Origin of the sequence: Streptomyces sp. cmx-18-6 (genome assembly GCF_046548915.1) — a bacterium.
Taxonomy (GTDB): Bacteria; Actinomycetota; Actinomycetes; order Streptomycetales; family Streptomycetaceae; genus Streptomyces.
On record NZ_JAEBEP010000004.1, the window covers coordinates 215678 to 230786 of the forward strand.

The 15109-nt window shown below is 71.8% G+C and carries 14 protein-coding genes; 4 read left to right on the forward strand and 10 right to left on the reverse strand.

Annotated elements, in window-relative coordinates; genetic code table 11:
* The first annotated feature begins 102 nt into the window (after positions 1 to 102).
* On the forward strand, positions 103 to 942 hold the full coding sequence (locus tag ACLJPL_RS11720; protein WP_411080701.1) for a helix-turn-helix domain-containing protein: 840 nt from the start codon (positions 103 to 105) through the stop codon (positions 940 to 942).
* Entirely contained in the window at positions 939 to 1211 is a 273-nt protein-coding gene (locus tag ACLJPL_RS11725; RefSeq protein WP_411080702.1) for a DUF397 domain-containing protein, read from the forward strand. Before ACLJPL_RS11720 ends, ACLJPL_RS11725 begins: the two co-directional genes overlap by 4 nt.
* A gap of 87 nt (positions 1212 to 1298) precedes the next feature.
* Here the strand turns inward: ACLJPL_RS11725 and ACLJPL_RS11730 are convergent, their stop codons facing one another.
* Together ACLJPL_RS11730 and ACLJPL_RS11735 are read right to left on the reverse strand one after the other, a co-directional pair.
* Positions 1299 to 1541 (reverse strand): hypothetical protein, encoded by a 243-nt coding sequence (locus ACLJPL_RS11730; RefSeq protein WP_411080703.1) that lies wholly within the window; start codon positions 1539 to 1541, stop codon positions 1299 to 1301.
* A gap of 211 nt (positions 1542 to 1752) precedes the next feature.
* A complete protein-coding gene (locus tag ACLJPL_RS11735; RefSeq protein ID WP_411080704.1) occupies positions 1753 to 2637 on the reverse strand; it encodes an NAD(P)-dependent oxidoreductase in 885 nt (294 codons plus the stop codon).
* A 163-nt stretch (positions 2638 to 2800) separates the two neighbouring features.
* On the opposite strand from ACLJPL_RS11735, the gene ACLJPL_RS11740 reads away from it, so the two are divergent.
* The gene (locus tag ACLJPL_RS11740) at positions 2801 to 3418 is read left to right on the forward strand and encodes a TetR/AcrR family transcriptional regulator (RefSeq protein WP_411080705.1); all 618 of its coding nucleotides are present in this window, start codon (positions 2801 to 2803) and stop codon (positions 3416 to 3418) included.
* A gap of 85 nt (positions 3419 to 3503) precedes the next feature.
* On the opposite strand, the gene ACLJPL_RS11745 is transcribed toward ACLJPL_RS11740, so the two are convergent.
* Both ACLJPL_RS11745 and ACLJPL_RS11750 read right to left on the reverse strand, forming a co-directional pair.
* Positions 3504 to 4031 carry a hypothetical protein gene (locus ACLJPL_RS11745; protein WP_411080706.1) on the reverse strand — a complete coding sequence of 176 codons (528 nt, stop codon included), beginning with the start codon at positions 4029 to 4031 and terminating at the stop codon, positions 3504 to 3506.
* A gap of 255 nt (positions 4032 to 4286) precedes the next feature.
* Entirely contained in the window at positions 4287 to 4520 is a 234-nt protein-coding gene (locus tag ACLJPL_RS11750; RefSeq protein WP_411080707.1) for a hypothetical protein, read from the reverse strand.
* Positions 4521 to 4703: 183 nt separating this feature from the next.
* Between ACLJPL_RS11750 and ACLJPL_RS11755 the strand changes: the two genes are divergently transcribed.
* On the forward strand, positions 4704 to 5711 hold the full coding sequence (locus ACLJPL_RS11755; protein WP_411080708.1) for a YdcF family protein: 1008 nt from the start codon (positions 4704 to 4706) through the stop codon (positions 5709 to 5711).
* 19 nt (positions 5712 to 5730) lie between these two features.
* Here ACLJPL_RS11755 and ACLJPL_RS11760 read toward each other — a convergent pair whose 3' ends face one another.
* From ACLJPL_RS11760 to ACLJPL_RS11785, 6 genes are all read right to left on the reverse strand, one after another.
* The gene (locus ACLJPL_RS11760; protein ID WP_411080709.1) at positions 5731 to 7128 is read right to left on the reverse strand and encodes a hypothetical protein; all 1398 of its coding nucleotides are present in this window, start codon (positions 7126 to 7128) and stop codon (positions 5731 to 5733) included.
* A gap of 58 nt (positions 7129 to 7186) precedes the next feature.
* Positions 7187 to 9745, reverse strand: coding sequence for a glycoside hydrolase family 3 N-terminal domain-containing protein (locus ACLJPL_RS11765; protein ID WP_411080710.1), 2559 nt, complete (start codon positions 9743 to 9745; stop codon positions 7187 to 7189).
* 340 nt (positions 9746 to 10085) lie between these two features.
* Complete coding sequence (cimA, locus tag ACLJPL_RS11770) at positions 10086 to 11693, reverse strand: citramalate synthase (protein WP_411080711.1); 1608 nt, start codon at positions 11691 to 11693, stop codon at positions 10086 to 10088.
* A 306-nt stretch (positions 11694 to 11999) separates the two neighbouring features.
* Entirely contained in the window at positions 12000 to 12614 is a 615-nt protein-coding gene (locus ACLJPL_RS11775) for a TetR/AcrR family transcriptional regulator (protein WP_411080712.1), read from the reverse strand.
* A 23-nt stretch (positions 12615 to 12637) separates the two neighbouring features.
* On the reverse strand, positions 12638 to 13669 hold the full coding sequence (locus ACLJPL_RS11780; RefSeq protein ID WP_411080713.1) for an agmatine/peptidylarginine deiminase: 1032 nt from the start codon (positions 13667 to 13669) through the stop codon (positions 12638 to 12640).
* Positions 13670 to 13829: 160 nt separating this feature from the next.
* On the reverse strand, positions 13830 to 14933 hold the full coding sequence (locus ACLJPL_RS11785; RefSeq protein ID WP_411080714.1) for a branched-chain amino acid aminotransferase: 1104 nt from the start codon (positions 14931 to 14933) through the stop codon (positions 13830 to 13832).
* Positions 14934 to 15109: the final 176 nt, after the last annotated feature.

The following is a 15109-nucleotide window of genomic DNA, read 5'->3' on the forward strand; positions in this document are numbered from 1 at the left end:
CACACAACGTCACTACGCTGATGCAGAGCGGAAGGCCGTACAAAACAATTTGTACGGGTTCTGACGGGTAGACAGCGGCACCGAACGGGGGAGAGCCCTCTCATGCAACCGGGAAAGCAGAGCGGCATCAGGCGGGTTACTTCGTGGCAACTGGTCGGGGCGCAGTTGGCCCACTTCCGCAAACTCGCCGGCCTGACCCAGGCCGCCCTGGCCGAGCGGGTCAAGGTGGGCGAGGACACCATCTCCTCGATCGAGCAGGGGCGGCGGGCCCTCCAACTGGACCTGGCCACCCAGCTCGATGAACTACTGGACACCAAGGGCGCGTTGCGGATCGCCGTGGCCAAGATTCCCAGGAAGGAGCGCTATCAGGCGCTGGTCAAGGACTTCGTGCAGTACGAGCAGGACGCCGTGAGCCTCTTCTCGTACCAATCACAGCTCATTCCGGGGCTGCTCCAGACCGAGGCATACGCGCGCTTCATCTTCGACTGCAACTACCCACCGCTCGAAGAGGAGGAGATCGAGAAGCGGATGACGGACCGTCTCAACCGCCAGAAGATTCTGGAGCGTAAGCCCCGGCCCATCCTCCACTTCATCCTGGAGGAGAGCATCCTGCACACTGAGCTCGGCGACCCCGAGGTCATGCGGGAACAGCTTCTCCATCTGCGGCGCTGCATGGATCTACCGTTCGTCACCATTCAGATCATGCCCCGCAACACTCCTCAGCACGCGGGACTCGCGGGGCCGCTCGTCCTGCTGGAGACCCCCGACCACGACCAGCTCGCCTACATCGACGGCCAGCTACGCGGAGAGCTGTACGACGAGCCAGCCGACGTCAGCGCTCTTATGCAGAGGTATGGGATGCTGCGTTCCCAGGCGCTCACCGTCGAGGCAAGCGCCCGGCTACTGGACGCACTGCTCGCAGCCCTGCTTGGAGAGACATGAACCGCGCAGCCCACCCCGTCTCCCGCTCCGCCGCCCTCCACTGGTTCAAGTCCAGCTACAGCAACGGCGACGGCGGCGCATGCCTCGAAGTCGCCTATGACTGGCACAAGTCCAGCTACAGCAACGGTGACGGCGGCGACTGCGTCGAGGTCGCCGCACATCCCTCCGCCGTCCACATCCGCGACTCCAAGGTGACCGACGGCCCCATCCTCACCGTCGAGCCCGCCGCCTGGGACGCCTTCGTGCACGGCAGCACCGCCGCCCTCTGAGCCGTAAGCACGCACTCGGCACACGAACCGCCCCACCCCCGGCCATGCGGCCGGAAGCGGGGCGGTTCTCGTTATGTGCGGGTCGGGTCAGTACCGCACCCAGAGCTCGTACACGCCGGGCTTGCCCGCGAACGGGTTGCAGATGAACACGCGGCTCCAGAGGGCGTTGTCAGCGCCGGCGTTCCCGACCGCCTGGCACTCCGCCAGGCTGCCGTGGTGGCTGCGGAGCCAGAAGCCGGGGCCGGTCGCGGAGGCGGTGGCGGCCGTGCCGAGGACCATCGCGGCCGCCGCCGCAGCGGTGACCGCGAGCGTGGTGATACGTCTACGCATGTCGGTAACTCCGTTTTCAGTCAATGCACATGACCGTGCATCAGTGAACGAGTAGAGCCGATCCGATCAGCGCGCGCCGCCGAGAGAAAGCTAGCGAGCGGCACACCCCCGCGCAATAGGTCTGGACCAATAAGGCGTCGCATATGCCCCCCTGCCGTAAACCTGCGTCCGACCCTCTATCAGGACGCGGGCGGCCGGGTCCGGCGTGGGGCTACTTCCCGGGCTTGCCCATCACGTCCACCAGGGACGAGAAGCTGTCCGCGCCGTGGCCCGCGTCCATGCCCCGCCGGAACAGGTCCACGACGGCCGCCGGGAGGGCCGTGTCCACGCCCACGTCGGCGTTGGTCCGGAGGACGTGCTCGACGCTCGCCATCCCCATGGCCAGGCGGTCGACGTCGCCGACGTGCACTCCGGCGTCGATGCGTTCGGCGTAGAAGGCGGAGAGCTGGGAGAGGGTGTCCGCCGTCTCGCGGGCGGTCGGGAGAATATCGGCCGCCGTCAGGCCGTTCGCCCGGGCGAGGGCGACGGCCTGCCAGTAGCCCAGCATGGAGGTCCAGAACATGCCCACGCCGATCTGGTAGAGGAGCGCGGCCAGGCCCGGGTCCTCGCCCCGGTGGTCGACCTGGCCCGTCAACGCTTCGAGGACCGGCCTGTGCCGGTCGAACACCTCGCGCGGCCCGCTGTAGAAGGTGGACGACTCGGGCTGCCCGATGCCCGAGGGCGCCGAGTTGACGCCGCCGGTGAGCTGCGCGGCTCCTCGCTCGGCCGCCAGGCGGGACCCCGCGCGGGCCTCCTCGGGCGTGGCGGAGGTGAGGTTGACCAGGACCCGGCCCTTCAGCGCGGACGCGGCGGGCTCCAGTACGGCGTCGACGGCCGCGTAGTCCGTGAGGCTGAGGATGACGACCTCGTTCGCGGCGACGGCAGCGGCCGGGCTCGACGCGAGGAACGCGCCCCGGGCCACCAGGTCGTCCGCGCGCGAGGCGGTGCGGTTCCACAGGGTGACCGCGTACCCGCGGTCGAGGAGGGCCTCGGCCATCGCCAGGCCCATGGGACCGAGCCCGATGAGGGTGACCGACTGCTGTGCGCTGCTGCTCATGGCATGACCTCCGGAAGGACGGAAGAAGGGGTGGGAGAGGGAGTGGAAGAAGGGCGGGAAGCCGCTCGGCCGCCACTAAAACGAACGCTCTATTCAGGGCTTGCCCAAAAGCTAGCACAGCGCTAGAACGAACGCTCTACCTAATGCCCGCTACAGTGACGGCATGCAGACCAGCACCCGGGACCGGATCGTCGTGGCGGCCGCGCGCCTCCTCCAGCGGCAGGGCTACGTCGGCACCGGCATCAAGCAGATCGCCACGGAGTCGCAGGCCACGCTGGGGTCCATCTACCACCACTTCCCGGGCGGCAAGGAAGCCGTCGCCGTCGCCGCGATCCGGTACAGCGGCCAGGAGTTCGCGGACCTTCTCCGGGAAGCCCTGGACAGCGAGGCCGACCCGGCGAACGCGGTGCAGTCCTGTATGCGGCAACTCGCCACCGGGCTCCGCGAGTCGGGCTGGGTCGACGGCTGCCCCGTCACCGCGGCCGCCCTGGAGACGCTCGGGGCCGAATCGGAGATCCAGCAGGCGTGCGCCGACACCCTGAACAGCTGGGAGGGGCTCGTCCGCGACAAGTTGCTGAGCTGCGGGTTCGCGGCCCAGGACGCCCGGGAGCTCGCGACCACCGTGATCAGCGCGGTGGAGGGGGCCGAGGTCACCGCCCAGGTCAACCGCAGCGAGGAACCCCTCCTGGCCACAGGCCGGCAACTCGCGCGCCTCCTGCGCTCGTACGAGGCGGGCGCGCCCCGCCCGTTCGCGTCCCGCCCGTTCGCGCCCCGCCCGTAAAGGCTGCGGCCACTGACGAGCCGCTACCGAATGGCGACGGCCGCGCGGCCACTGACCAGCGCCGCTCGGAGCGGCGGCGGCACGCTCACTGCCCGCCGAGCCGGAGCAGGACCACCACATACAGGCTCGCGGCGCACGTCAGCAGCAGGAAGGCGCGCACCGTGTGTCCGACGAGCCCCCGCCCCCGGGCCAGACCCAGACGCGTACGGGCCGCACGGCTCACCCGGGGGGCCGGCACGCCTCGGGCCGCGTTCGCGTCCGCCTTTTCCACGGCTCGGCGCAGCTTCGCCGTGCTTCTCTTCGTCGTGATGCCCAGGCGCACACCGTGGGCGTCCCGCACCTCCAGGGTGTGACGGGCGCCGCCGGTCGTGAAGGTCGTCAGCAGCCGGACGGTGACGATCCGGTTCAGGTCGAGGGAGCGTTCGCCGGTCAGGGTGCGGGCCCGCAGATGCGACGAGGTGTGCTGGAACGGGGCGCGCTCCACGATCAGTTCGGGGCAGAGGACGCAGACGACGATCAGGCCCAGCAGACCGAGCACGATCGGCGTGCCCTCGGGGAGCACCCCCGCCCGGGCCAGCCCGTGGCCGGCGAAAGGCAGCAGGAGAACCGTCACTGCGAGGCCCGTCGCCACCCGCGCACGCACCACGCCGCTGCCTGCGGCCGGTCTCGAATCCGCTTCCACCGATGCCCCCGTCTCTGTCGACAGGCACCATCATGCGGGCCGGGCAGCCGTTCACGCATTGCCGGATCCCGGCAGTCTTCAGACCGCAGGACGGGAGGGGAGGAGGCAAGGGAAGGAAGGCAGGGGTCAAAAGAAGGGGGCGGAGGGGGCGGCCGGTCTGCCGCCCCCTCCGCCCGCCGCCTCAGCTCAGGTCGTGCGGGTCTCGGAGACGGTCGTGGTCACCGCGCCGGCGGTGGAGGAGGTCGCCCCCGTCGCGCCCTCGACCAGCTTGCCGAGGTCGCCGACGGTGTCCAGCGCGCCCACGCTGACGGGCGGTTCGGCCGCGTGGGCCGTGTCGCCGCCCCCGGGGGGCGGGCTGATCGCGGCGATGACCGCTCCGGTGGCGAGGGTGACGGCGGCGAGTACGCTTCGCTTCTTCATGCCGGGTTCAACGGCTTGACGCCCGTAAAGGGCACGCCTCGTTTCGCCAGGACCGACAGCCGTCCGCCCCCCGCCCCGTCCCGCAGGGCGGCCGCCGCGGGAACGGCCCCCTCCGCCCACGCCTCACCACCCGGAGGGGCAGCCGCCGTTCGCCCGTCCCACCGTGCCGCCTACGCTGAGCGGATGGTGGTCTACGCCCCGGCGGCGCTCCTCTTCCTCTTCTTCTGCGCGAGCGTGCTGCACGACCGCAGGAAGTTCAGCAACGCGGTGGTCCTGGGCCTGGCCGTGCTCTGTGCGGCGGCTGCCTGGCTGTACCGGCTGATCAGCTCCGGGACGGCGTCGGGGACGGTCGCCGCGTGGTCGCTGCTCGTCCTGGGCGCGCTGGCCGTCCTCGTGCTGACGTGCTTCCTGTTCCTCAACGGCGTACAGATGCTGCGCAAAGAGGGCAGGAGCCCCTCCAACCTGCTCTCGCTGGTGGCCGCGTTCGCCGTCCTCGCCGTCGTCGCGCTGCTCGTCGCGGCCGTGAGCCTGCGTACTCCGGTGCTGGTCGGGGTGGCGACGGCGGCCGGTGGGCTGGCGGTGTACTTCTCGTTCCTGTTCCTGTGCTTCGTCTGTTACGCGTTCCTCTACGGGCGGCTCCGCGTGCGCCGCAAGGCCGACTTCGTGGTGGTGCTGGGGTCGGGACTGGTGGGCGGCGCCACCGTGCCGCCGCTCCTGGCGAGCCGGCTCCGGCGGGCCCGGGAGGTGCACGCGCGGCTCGCGCGGCGCGGCGGCTCCCCGGTGCTCATCACCTCGGGGGGCCAGGGGCCGGACGAGGACGTGCCCGAGTCGCACGCCATGGCCGACCACTTGGTGGCCGAGGGTTTTCCGGCCCACCTCATCGAGCGGGAGGACCGGTCCACGACGACGGAGGAGAACCTGCGGTTCAGCAAGGCCATCATGGAGGCGGCGAAGCCGGGCTACCGGTGCGTCGTCGTCACGAACAACTACCACGCCTTCCGCGCCGCCCTCACCGCCCGCCGGATGCGCATCCGGGGGCAGGTGGTGGGCTCGCCCACGGCCGCGTACTTCTGGCCGAACGCGACCCTCCGCGAGTTCGCCGCGATCCTCGTCGACTACAGGCGGACCAACGCGGTGATGTGTCTGCTGATCGTCCTGGGCGGGGCGGCCGTCTGGTGGTCGCTGCGGTAGCGGGAGGCCGCGGGGCGGCTCAGAAGCCGCCCCCGTCGAACCCGCCGCCGAAGCCCCCGCCGTCGCCGAAGCCGCCTCCCCCGCCGAAGCCTCCGCCGTCCCCGAAGCCCGAGGAGTCGAAGTCGGAGCCGGAGACGTCGCCGCCGCCCCATTCGCCGCCCGCGCCGCCGCCGAAGTCCCCGCCGCCGTACTCGGAGGCGTACGCCGGGGTCGCGAGCATCGAGCCGAGCATGGTGCCCATCAGGAGGCCGGGGAGCATGCCGCCGCCGAAGTAGCCTCCGGCCCACGGGCCGTAGGCCGGGCCCGCCTCCCAGTAGGGGCGGCGGCTGCCGTCGCCCACGTCGACCGTACGGCTCATCGGGTCCTCGCCCCGGCTCAGGCGCACCTCGTCCGCGCCGCAGACCGGGACCTCGCGGGACGCGCCGCCGGAGGGGGTCCAGAGCACGTCGGTGACCGAGGGGCCGTGGCGCGGGTCGAAGAAGCAGGGCGGGCGGCGGGCCGGGAGCTCCTTGCCGGTGCGGCGGGCGTCCAGGACCGCGAGGGAGTAGCGGCCGTCCTCCAGGGACTGGGTGACTCCGCGGACGTCCGAGGGGTGCTGGGCCTTGGCCATTTTGGTCTTGGCGCTCTCGTAGGAGTCCAGGGCCCGTTCGTAGTCGGTGCGCATGGTGTCGTCCGCGCCCGGTTCGGCGGGGTGGAAGTCCAGGCGTTCCAGGGTCTCGCCGTACGCGGTGATGTCCTCGTCGACGACGACCCGGAGCTTGTCGAGGGCCGCCCGCTCCTCTTCCTCCTTGCGGAGGCGGTTGCGGCGGGAGACCGCGTAGACGCCCGCGCCGCCCGCCGCCAGCAGGGCGCCGAGCGTGATCAGGCCGCCGACCGGGGCGCCGGTGTCCTCGGCCGCGCCCTGGCCGCCGGACCAGGAGGCGGGGGCGGTGCCCCGGGCCTGTTCGACGGCACGGTCGACGAAGGCGTTGAGCTGGGAGGTGGCGTCTGTGGCGGTGGCGGGGTTCTTCACGGACGCGGTCAGGTTCTCGACCGCACGGGTGGGCATGACCTGCGGGTCCGCCCCGGCGCTGAAGCCGTCGCCGAGCCGTATGGCGTAGACGCCGGTGATGCCGGTGTCGCTGCGCAGCGTAGGGAGGAGGCCCTCCTCGGGGAAGGCCGCGGTGTCGGGCAGGACGGCGACGAAGACCGGCTTGTCCGCGTTCTGGATGGTGGCTTCCAGGGCCTTCTCGTCAGCGACGGAGAGCTGATCGCGGGCGGCCGGGTCCACATAGACCGGGTCGTCGCGCAGGGCCTGGGCGGCGTCGTCGATGGTCGCGGCGGGGGCGGCCGACGCGGAGGAGGTCAGGGCGAGAGCAGCCGCTGCGATGATGAGCAGCAGGCCCGCCAACAGCGTGGGGAGAAGCCTTTTCCTCATACTTAACGCTACTCCAGGCGGGCGACGAACGCCGTCGCCCGCCTGGAGTCCTTGATCGTCACGCGGCTCGGTACGCCGTACGGAGCTTGGCCACCGCTGCCGTCAGGTCGCCGGTCAGCAGCAGGTGGTCCGCCTCCGCGAACGGCTTCGAGACCGCCTGCGTGAACGTCCCGCCGATCTTCCGCTGGACCAGCAGCCGGGCCCGGTCCACGATCGCCCTGCCCGCCGGGGCCTTCCCCGGACCGGCCTTCTCCGCCACCCGGGCGGCGGCGGCGAGGGCGGCGAGGGTCGCATCGCCGCCGGCCGGGGGCTCGGTGAGGGTGGTCAGGCCCCAGCCGTACGGGAACTGCGGGTCGTACACCGTGTCCCCCACGTTGACCGGGAGCTGCGCCGGTGACCTCGGCCAGGTCACCGGGAGCTGTCCGGTGAAGGCCCGCCTGCCGTAGAGGACGTCGGCCACGCCGTCGCCCTCGGAGCCCGGCAGCCAGGAGGCCACCAGCGCGTCGATCTTCCCGAGCCGGTCCCCCACGAGCTGCGGGCGGCCCGAGACGATGAGGACCGCGCACTCCATGGCCGCGCACACCTTGTCGACCGCTGCCTGGTCGGCCGCCGTCAGCTCCAGGTCGTGGCCGTTGCCGACGTCCCCGACGCCTTCGGCGTACGGGGTCTCGCCGACGACCACCACACCGACGTCGTACCCTTCCGTGGCGGCGGAGGCGTCGCGCGAGTACGTCAGGGAGCCGGGGTTCCCCGCCGCCTTCCTCATGCCCTCCAGGATCGTCGTGCCCGGGGTGATCCTCCCGGACGAGCCCTGCCAGCCGATCGTCCAGCCACCGGCCTGGTTGCCGATGTCGTCGGCGTTGGACCCGGCGACGTACACCTTCCGGTTCGGTTCGAGCGGGAGCACCGCTCCGTCGTTCTTCAGCAGGACCTGCGACTTGGCGACCGCCTCACGGGCCACCGCGCGGTGCTCGGCCGAGCCGACCGTGCCCAGGTGGGTGGTGTCCGCGTACGGCTTCTCGAAGAGGCCCAGGCGGAACTTCTGGGTGAGGACGCGGGACACCGCGTCGTCGATCCGGGCCCGGCTGATCCGGCCGGCCGCGACCTCCTCCTTCAGCGTCCTGGTGAACTCCTGGTACGCCGTCGGGACCATGATCATGTCGAGTCCGGCGTTGACCGACGTACGGACGTCGCTCGGGTAGTCGCCGGGGATCTGGTCGATGGCCTGCCAGTCGCTGACGACGAAGCCCTCGAAGCCCATCCGGTCCTTGAGGATTCCGTTGATCATCCCGGCGTCGGCGTGCGTCTTCACCGGACCCCGGCCGTCGCCCAGGAGGTCGAGCGAGGAGTACGAGGGCATGACCGTGCCCACGCCCCGCCTGACCGCCTCCGCGAACGGGGAGAGGTGCACGGCCTCCAGCTCCTGGCGGGTGACCTTGGTGACGCCCTGGTCGATCGTGTACGAGCCGGTGGTCGCGGAGCCGTACTCGGCGCCGCCGTCCCCGACGAAGTGCTTCGCGCTGCCGAGCACCTTGTCGTTGCGGTGCAGGTCCTTGCCGGAGGGGCTGCCCTGCATGCCCCGGATGACCGTCTCCATGGCCTCGACCAGCGCCGGGTCCTCGCCGAACGCCTCGTACGACCGGCCCCAGCGCTCGTCGCGGGTCACGCAGACGCACGGGGCGAAGTCCCACGGGACGCCGGTGGCGCGCACTTCCTTCGCGGTGACCGCGCCCGTCCTCTCGGCGCTCTTCGGGTCGCGGCCCGCGCCGATGCCGATGTTGTGCGGCATGATCGTCGCGCCGACGACGTTGTTGTGGCCGTGCACCGCGTCCACGCCGTAGATCAGCGGGATCTGGAACCGCGTCGCCCGGGTCCGCAGTTGGTAGGCGTCGACCATCTCGGCCCAGGCGGCGGCGGTGTTGGGGGTGGGGGCCGAGCCGCCGCCGGAGAGCAGCGAGCCGAGGCCGTACGCGGCGATGTCGCCGGGGGTGCGCAGGGCGTTGCGTTCGGCCTGGGTCATCTGGCCGGCCTTCTCGGCCGGGGACATCCGCGCCAGCAGGTCCGCGACGCGCTGCTTCACGGGCAGCTCGGCGTTCTGGTACGGGAGTCCGTGGGCGTCGATGACCACCTGCGGGTGCTCCGCCGGGGCCTTGGCTCCGGTGACGGTCAACCGGACCGGGATCGTCCTCGCCTCGGCCGCCTCGGCCGCCCTCGCCGTGCGGACGGTCACCGTGTGAGTGGCGCCGGAGGCGGTTCCGGCGGGGAAGGTGTGGCTGCCGGTGACCGGGGTGTAGTCCTGGCCCGGCCGCGCCGTGCCGCCCCGGGTGGCGTACGTGACGGTGACGGGTTCCTCGGTGGGGGCGGAGCCGGTGGTGGCGACGGAGAGGGCGATGGCCGCGCTGTCGCCGTTCCGCACCGGGTGGACCGCCGCGTCGGTGACCACGCTCGCGGTGAGCGCCGGGGCGGCCCTGCCGTAGAGCTCGACGGCGTCCAGGGCGAAGGTCCCGGGGGCTCCGCCGAGCAGGGTGGCCAGGACCGCGACGGCGGCCAGGGCGGCCGTGACGGGTCCGCTTCTGCCCTTGCGGGGACGGGGGCGGGGGCGCGGTGTGCCGTGCATACGGGCTGCTCTCTCTTCTCGGGGGACGGCGCGAACGCCTTGCCGCAGCGCGAGGAAGGAGTGGAGGAGCCCGTCGCTGTGAGGGGGGTGGCGGGGGCCGCGGCAGATCTCCGCCGCGCCCGCCCCTCCACGATGCGGCCCCCGTACCTGATCGCGATCCGGTCCGGGAATTCGATCAGCAGCGGGATGCCGGGAGTGGTGAACACGGCAGGGAAGCCGAGCTGTTCCCTCGACCGGGCGAGCCGCAGCAGGCTCCGCCGCCGCGCGGAACGCGGCGGAGCCGCCACCCGCGAAGGGCGGCGGCTCCAGTGAGCGAGAGGACGGGGGGCCGGGCTGCGGGCTACTCGGCGGGGTCGATGCCCGCGCGCAGCAGACCGTAGGTGTACGCGTCCTCCAGCGCCTGCCAGGACGCGGCGATGACGTTCTCCGCGACGCCGACCGTCGCCCAGTCGCCCGTTCCGTCGCCGGTGGTGATCAGCACCCGGGTGGTGGACTCGGTGCCGGTGCGGCCCTCCAGGATGCGGACCTTGTAGTCGACCAGCTCCAGCTTGGCGAGCTGCGGGTAGATCCGCTCCAGGGCGACGCGCAGGGCCCGGTCCAGGGCGTTGACCGGGCCGTTGCCCTCGGCGGTGGCGACGATCCGCTCCCCCTTGGCCCAGAGCTTCACGGTGGCCTCGTTGGCGTGGGTGCCGTCCGGGCGGTCCTCGACGATCGCCCGCCAGGACTCCGTACGGAAGTAGCGCCGGGCCCTGCCCTCCACCTCGGTGCGCAGCAGGAGTTCGAAGGAGGCGTCGGCGGCCTCGTAGGTGTAGCCCTGGAGTTCGCGCTCCTTGACCCGCTCCACGACCCGGCCGACCAGCACGCGGTCGTCGCCGAGGTCGACGCCGAGCTCCTTGCCCTTGAGCTCGATGGAGGCGCGGCCCGCCATGTCGGAGACCAGCATCCGCATGGTGTTGCCGACCAGCTCCGGGTCGATGTGCTGGTACAGGTCCGGGTCGACCTTGATCGCGGAGGCGTGCAGCCCGGCCTTGTGGGCGAAGGCCGAGACACCGACGTACGGCTGGTGGGTGGAGGGGGTGAGGTTGACGACCTCCGCGATCGCGTGCGAGATCCGGGTCATCTCGGCGAGCGCGCCCTCGGGCAGCACCTTCATGCCGTACTTCAGTTCCAGGGCGGCGACCACGGGGAAGAGGTTGGCGTTGCCGACGCGCTCGCCGTAGCCGTTGGCCGTGCACTGGACGTGGGTCGCGCCGGCGTCCACGGCGGCCAGGGTGTTGGCGACGGCGCAGCCCGTGTCGTCCTGTGCGTGGATGCCGAGCCGGGCCCCGGTGTCCGCGATGACGGAGGAGACGACGGCCTGGATCTGGGCGGGGAGCATCCCGCCGTTGGTGTCGCAGAGGATGACGACCTCGGCGCCCGCCTCGTACGCGGTGCTCACCACGGACTTGGCGTACGCGGGATCGGCCCGGTAGCCGTCGAAGAAGTGCTCGCAGTCCACGAAGACGCGGCGGCCCTGTTCGCGCAGGTGGGAGACGGTGTCGCGGACCATCTCCAGGTTCTCGTCCAGGGTCGTGCGCAGGGCCAGCTCCACATGCCGGTCGTGCGCCTTGGCGACCAGGGTGATCACCGGGGCCCCGGATTTCAGGAGCGCCTTCACCTGGGGGTCGTCGGCCGCGCTGCCACCGGCCCTGCGGGTCGCGCCGAACGCCACGAGCTGGGCGTTCTCGAACGCGATCTCCTGCTGGGCCCGAGCGAAGAACTCCGTGTCACGCGGGTTGGCGCCCGGCCAGCCGCCCTCGATGTACCCCACGCCGAAGGCGTCCAGGTGCCGGGCGATGGTCAGCTTGTCCGCGACCGTCAGGTTGATGCCCTCACGCTGAGCACCGTCGCGCAGTGTGGTGTCGAAGACATGAAAACTGTCGTCGGTGGCGTTGGCCTTGGTGGTCATGCTGATCTGGCTCCTGTCGGATGAGTGGACCGGATGATCTGGTTCCACTTGCCTCATCATCCCGCGTGCGCGGTCCCGGCCGGGGTGCGGACCGGAAAACAAAAAACCCCTCGCGGGTGCGAGAGGTCTGCGCGCGGGTCTGGGGCACGGTGGCCGCGCCGTACGGGGTGGTACGGGACGGTCACTGCGGACCGGCGCGCCTGCTGCCCATAATCATGACGAACGAGGACACGGCAGAAGTCTCGCACAGTGACGCGTCCGTGACGGTGGTGTCTCAGGATTCGGTCGTGACGCTGGTCGCATCGCTCAGTCAGCGCCCTGCGTCAGCGCCTCGTCCAGGAACTCCGCCGTCTGTACGAGCACCCGCTCCCGGCCCGCCCCCGGGATGCCCACCGTCACATGGACGCTGAAGCCGTCCAGCAGGGCCCGCAGCCGGGTCGCGTACCGGTCGGCGTCCACCGCCCGGAACTCCCCGCGCGAGGTCCCCTCGGCGAGCAGCGCCACCAGGTCCCGGTGCCAGGCCCCCTCGATGGCGGCCTGCCGGGCGCGGGCCTCGTCGTCCGCGTTCTGCGAGCGGCCCCAGACCTCCAGCCAGAGCGTCCAGTGGGGGTCCCGGTGCCCGGCGGGGAGGTACAGGTCGATGTACGCGTCCAGCCGCTCGCGGGCCGTCCCCGGGCGGGCGAGCAGGGCGCGGCGCTCGGCCCCGAGGCGGTTCTCGCTCCACTCCAGGGTCTGGAGCAGCAGTTCGTCCTTGGTGCGGAAGTAGTAGAGCAGGTGGCCGCTGCTCATCCCCACCTCACGCCCGAGCCCGGCCATGGTCAGCCCGTCGAGCCCGTGCTCGGCGATGGTGGCCATCGCGGCGGCGAGGACGGCCTCGCGGGGCGGGGCGGCGTGGTGGGTGCGGCGGGGGGCGCGGGGCATGGGACCGGGCTTTCGGAGGGGTTTCAGATCGCGGGCTGCTGCTGGGTGACGCAGTGGATGCCTCCGCCGCCGGCAAAGATCGTACGGGCGTCGACGAGGGTCACCGTACGGTCCGGGAAGAGGCCCCGGAAGATCGCGGCGGCCTCCTCGTCGCGCGGGTCGTCGAAGGCGCAGAGGACCACGCCGCCGTTGCAGAGGTAGTGGTTGATGTAGGAGTAGTCGACCCACTCCCCGTCCTCGTCCCGGAGCACGGTGGGCGCGGGCACCTCGATCACCTCCAGCGGGCGTCCCCTGGCGTCCGTGGCGGCCCGCAGCACGGCCAGCAGCTCCCGGGTGACCTCGTGGTCGGGGTGGGCCGGGTCGGGCTGGACGTGGGCGACGACAGTGCCCGGGCGCACGAAGGCGGCGACGATGTCGACATGGCCGAGCGTGCCGTACGTCCCGTAGTCGCCGGTCAGCCCGCGCGGCAGCCAGATCGCCTTCTCGGTGCCCAGGCGGGCGTGGATCTCCGCCTCGACCTGCTCCCTGCTCCAGCCGGGGTTGCGCTCCTTGCCGAGCTGGACGGTCTCGGTGAGCAGGACGGTGCCCTCGCCGTCCACGTGGATCGCGCCGCCCTCGTTGACGAGCGGGGAGCTGTGCGCGGGGACGCCGGTCAGTTCGGCGACGGCCCGGGCGATGTGCTGGTCGCTCTCCCAGCGGGCCCAGCCCTGCGCGCCCCAGCCGTTGAAGGTCCAGTCGACGGCGGCGAGCGTGCGGCCGTCCGTGACGAAGGTAGGGCCGATGTCCCGCATCCAGGCGTCGTCGAGCGGGCGGACGGCCAGCTCGACGTCCGGGCCGAGCAGGGCGGCGGCGCCCTCCTCCTGCCCGGGGCCGACGACCATGGTGACCGGCTCGTGGCGGCGTACGGCGCGGGCGACGGCGGCCCAGGCGTGCCGGGCCTCCGCCAGCTCGGCGTCGGAGGCGAAGGTGGGGTTGGGGCCGGGCCAGGCCATCCAGGTGCGCTCGTGGGGGGCCCACTCGGGAGGCATGCGGAAGGGGGCGGGGGTGGCGGGCATGGGGACTCCTGGTCGCAATGGTTAGAGTGTCACTCTAACCACGGGGTGCGGCTGTACGGAAGTTTCTTGCGGATCCCCTGGAGCGGCGCTCTATTCGCGGGTACGGAAAAGGCCGCACCGGCGGGGAGCCGGGTGCGGCCTGTTCCGGAGGCGGGAAGCCCTAGCCGAGCGGGTGCATCCAGCCGTGGGTGTCCTCGGCGATGCCGCGCTGGATGTCCAGCAGGCGGTCGCGCAGCTTCATGGTGACCTCGCCGGGCGTGCCGTCGCCCTGGTTCCACTCGCCGCTCGCGGTCTTCACGATGCCCACGGGCGTGATGACGGCGGCGGTGCCGCAGGCGAAGACCTCGGTGAGCGTGCCTTTCGCGGTGTCGTCGCGCCACTGGTCGATGGAGACGCGGCCCTCCTCGGAGCCGTAACCGAGGTCGCGGGCGACCTTGAGGAGGGAGTCGCGGGTGATCCCGGCGAGGAGGGAGCCGGTGAGGGAGGGCGTGATGATCTTCTTGGAGCCGTCCTTCTGCTCGTACACGAAGTAGAGGTTCATGCCGCCGAGCTCCTCGACCCACTTGTGCTCGACGGCGTCGAGGTAGGCGACCTGGGCGCAGCCGTGCTGGGCGGCCTCGGCCTGGGCCAGGAGGGAGGCCGCGTAGTTGCCGCCGGTCTTGGCGTCGCCCACGCCGCCCGGGACGGCGCGGACGCGGTTCTCGGAGAGCCAGATGGAGACCGGCTTCACCCCGCCGGGGAAGTAGGCGCCGGCGGGCGAGGCGATGACCAGGAACAGGTACTCGTTGGCCGGCTTCACCCCGAGGCCGACCTCGGTGGCGATCATGAAGGGGCGCAGGTACAGCGACTCCTCCCCGCCGTGCGCGGGAACCCACCCCTTGTCCTGCTGCACCAGCGCGTCGCACGCCGCGATGAACGTCTCGACGGGCAGCTCGGGCATGGCGAGCCGGGCGGCGGAGCGCTGGAAGCGGCGAGCGTTGGCGTCGGGGCGGAAGGAGGCGACCGAGCCGTCGGGCTGGCGGTACGCCTTGAGCCCCTCGAAGATCTCCTGCGCGTAGTGCAGGGTCATGTTGGCCGGGTCCAGCGACAGCGGGCCGTAGGGGACCAGCTCGGCGTCGTGCCAGCCGCGGCCCTCGGTCCAGCGGATCGTCACCATGTGATCGGTGAAGTGCCGGCCGAATCCGGGGTTGGCCAGGATCGCCTCGCGCTCCGCGTCGGACAGCGGGTTCGAGGAGGGCTTGAGCTCGATCGTGGGCGTCGTCATGAGTGCGTGTCCTTCACCGGTCTTGTGTGTGATGGACCGCGCCCACGCCCGTCTCGGCCCGGCACTTTCCGGCCAGGTCCTAGGACGTCCGAGCTTCACCGCGAGCCGCGGCCCCGCGTTCGATTATCTCTCGCGGGGGCCCGGGCACGAAATGGCGGGAGTGCGGTCCAGGGGTC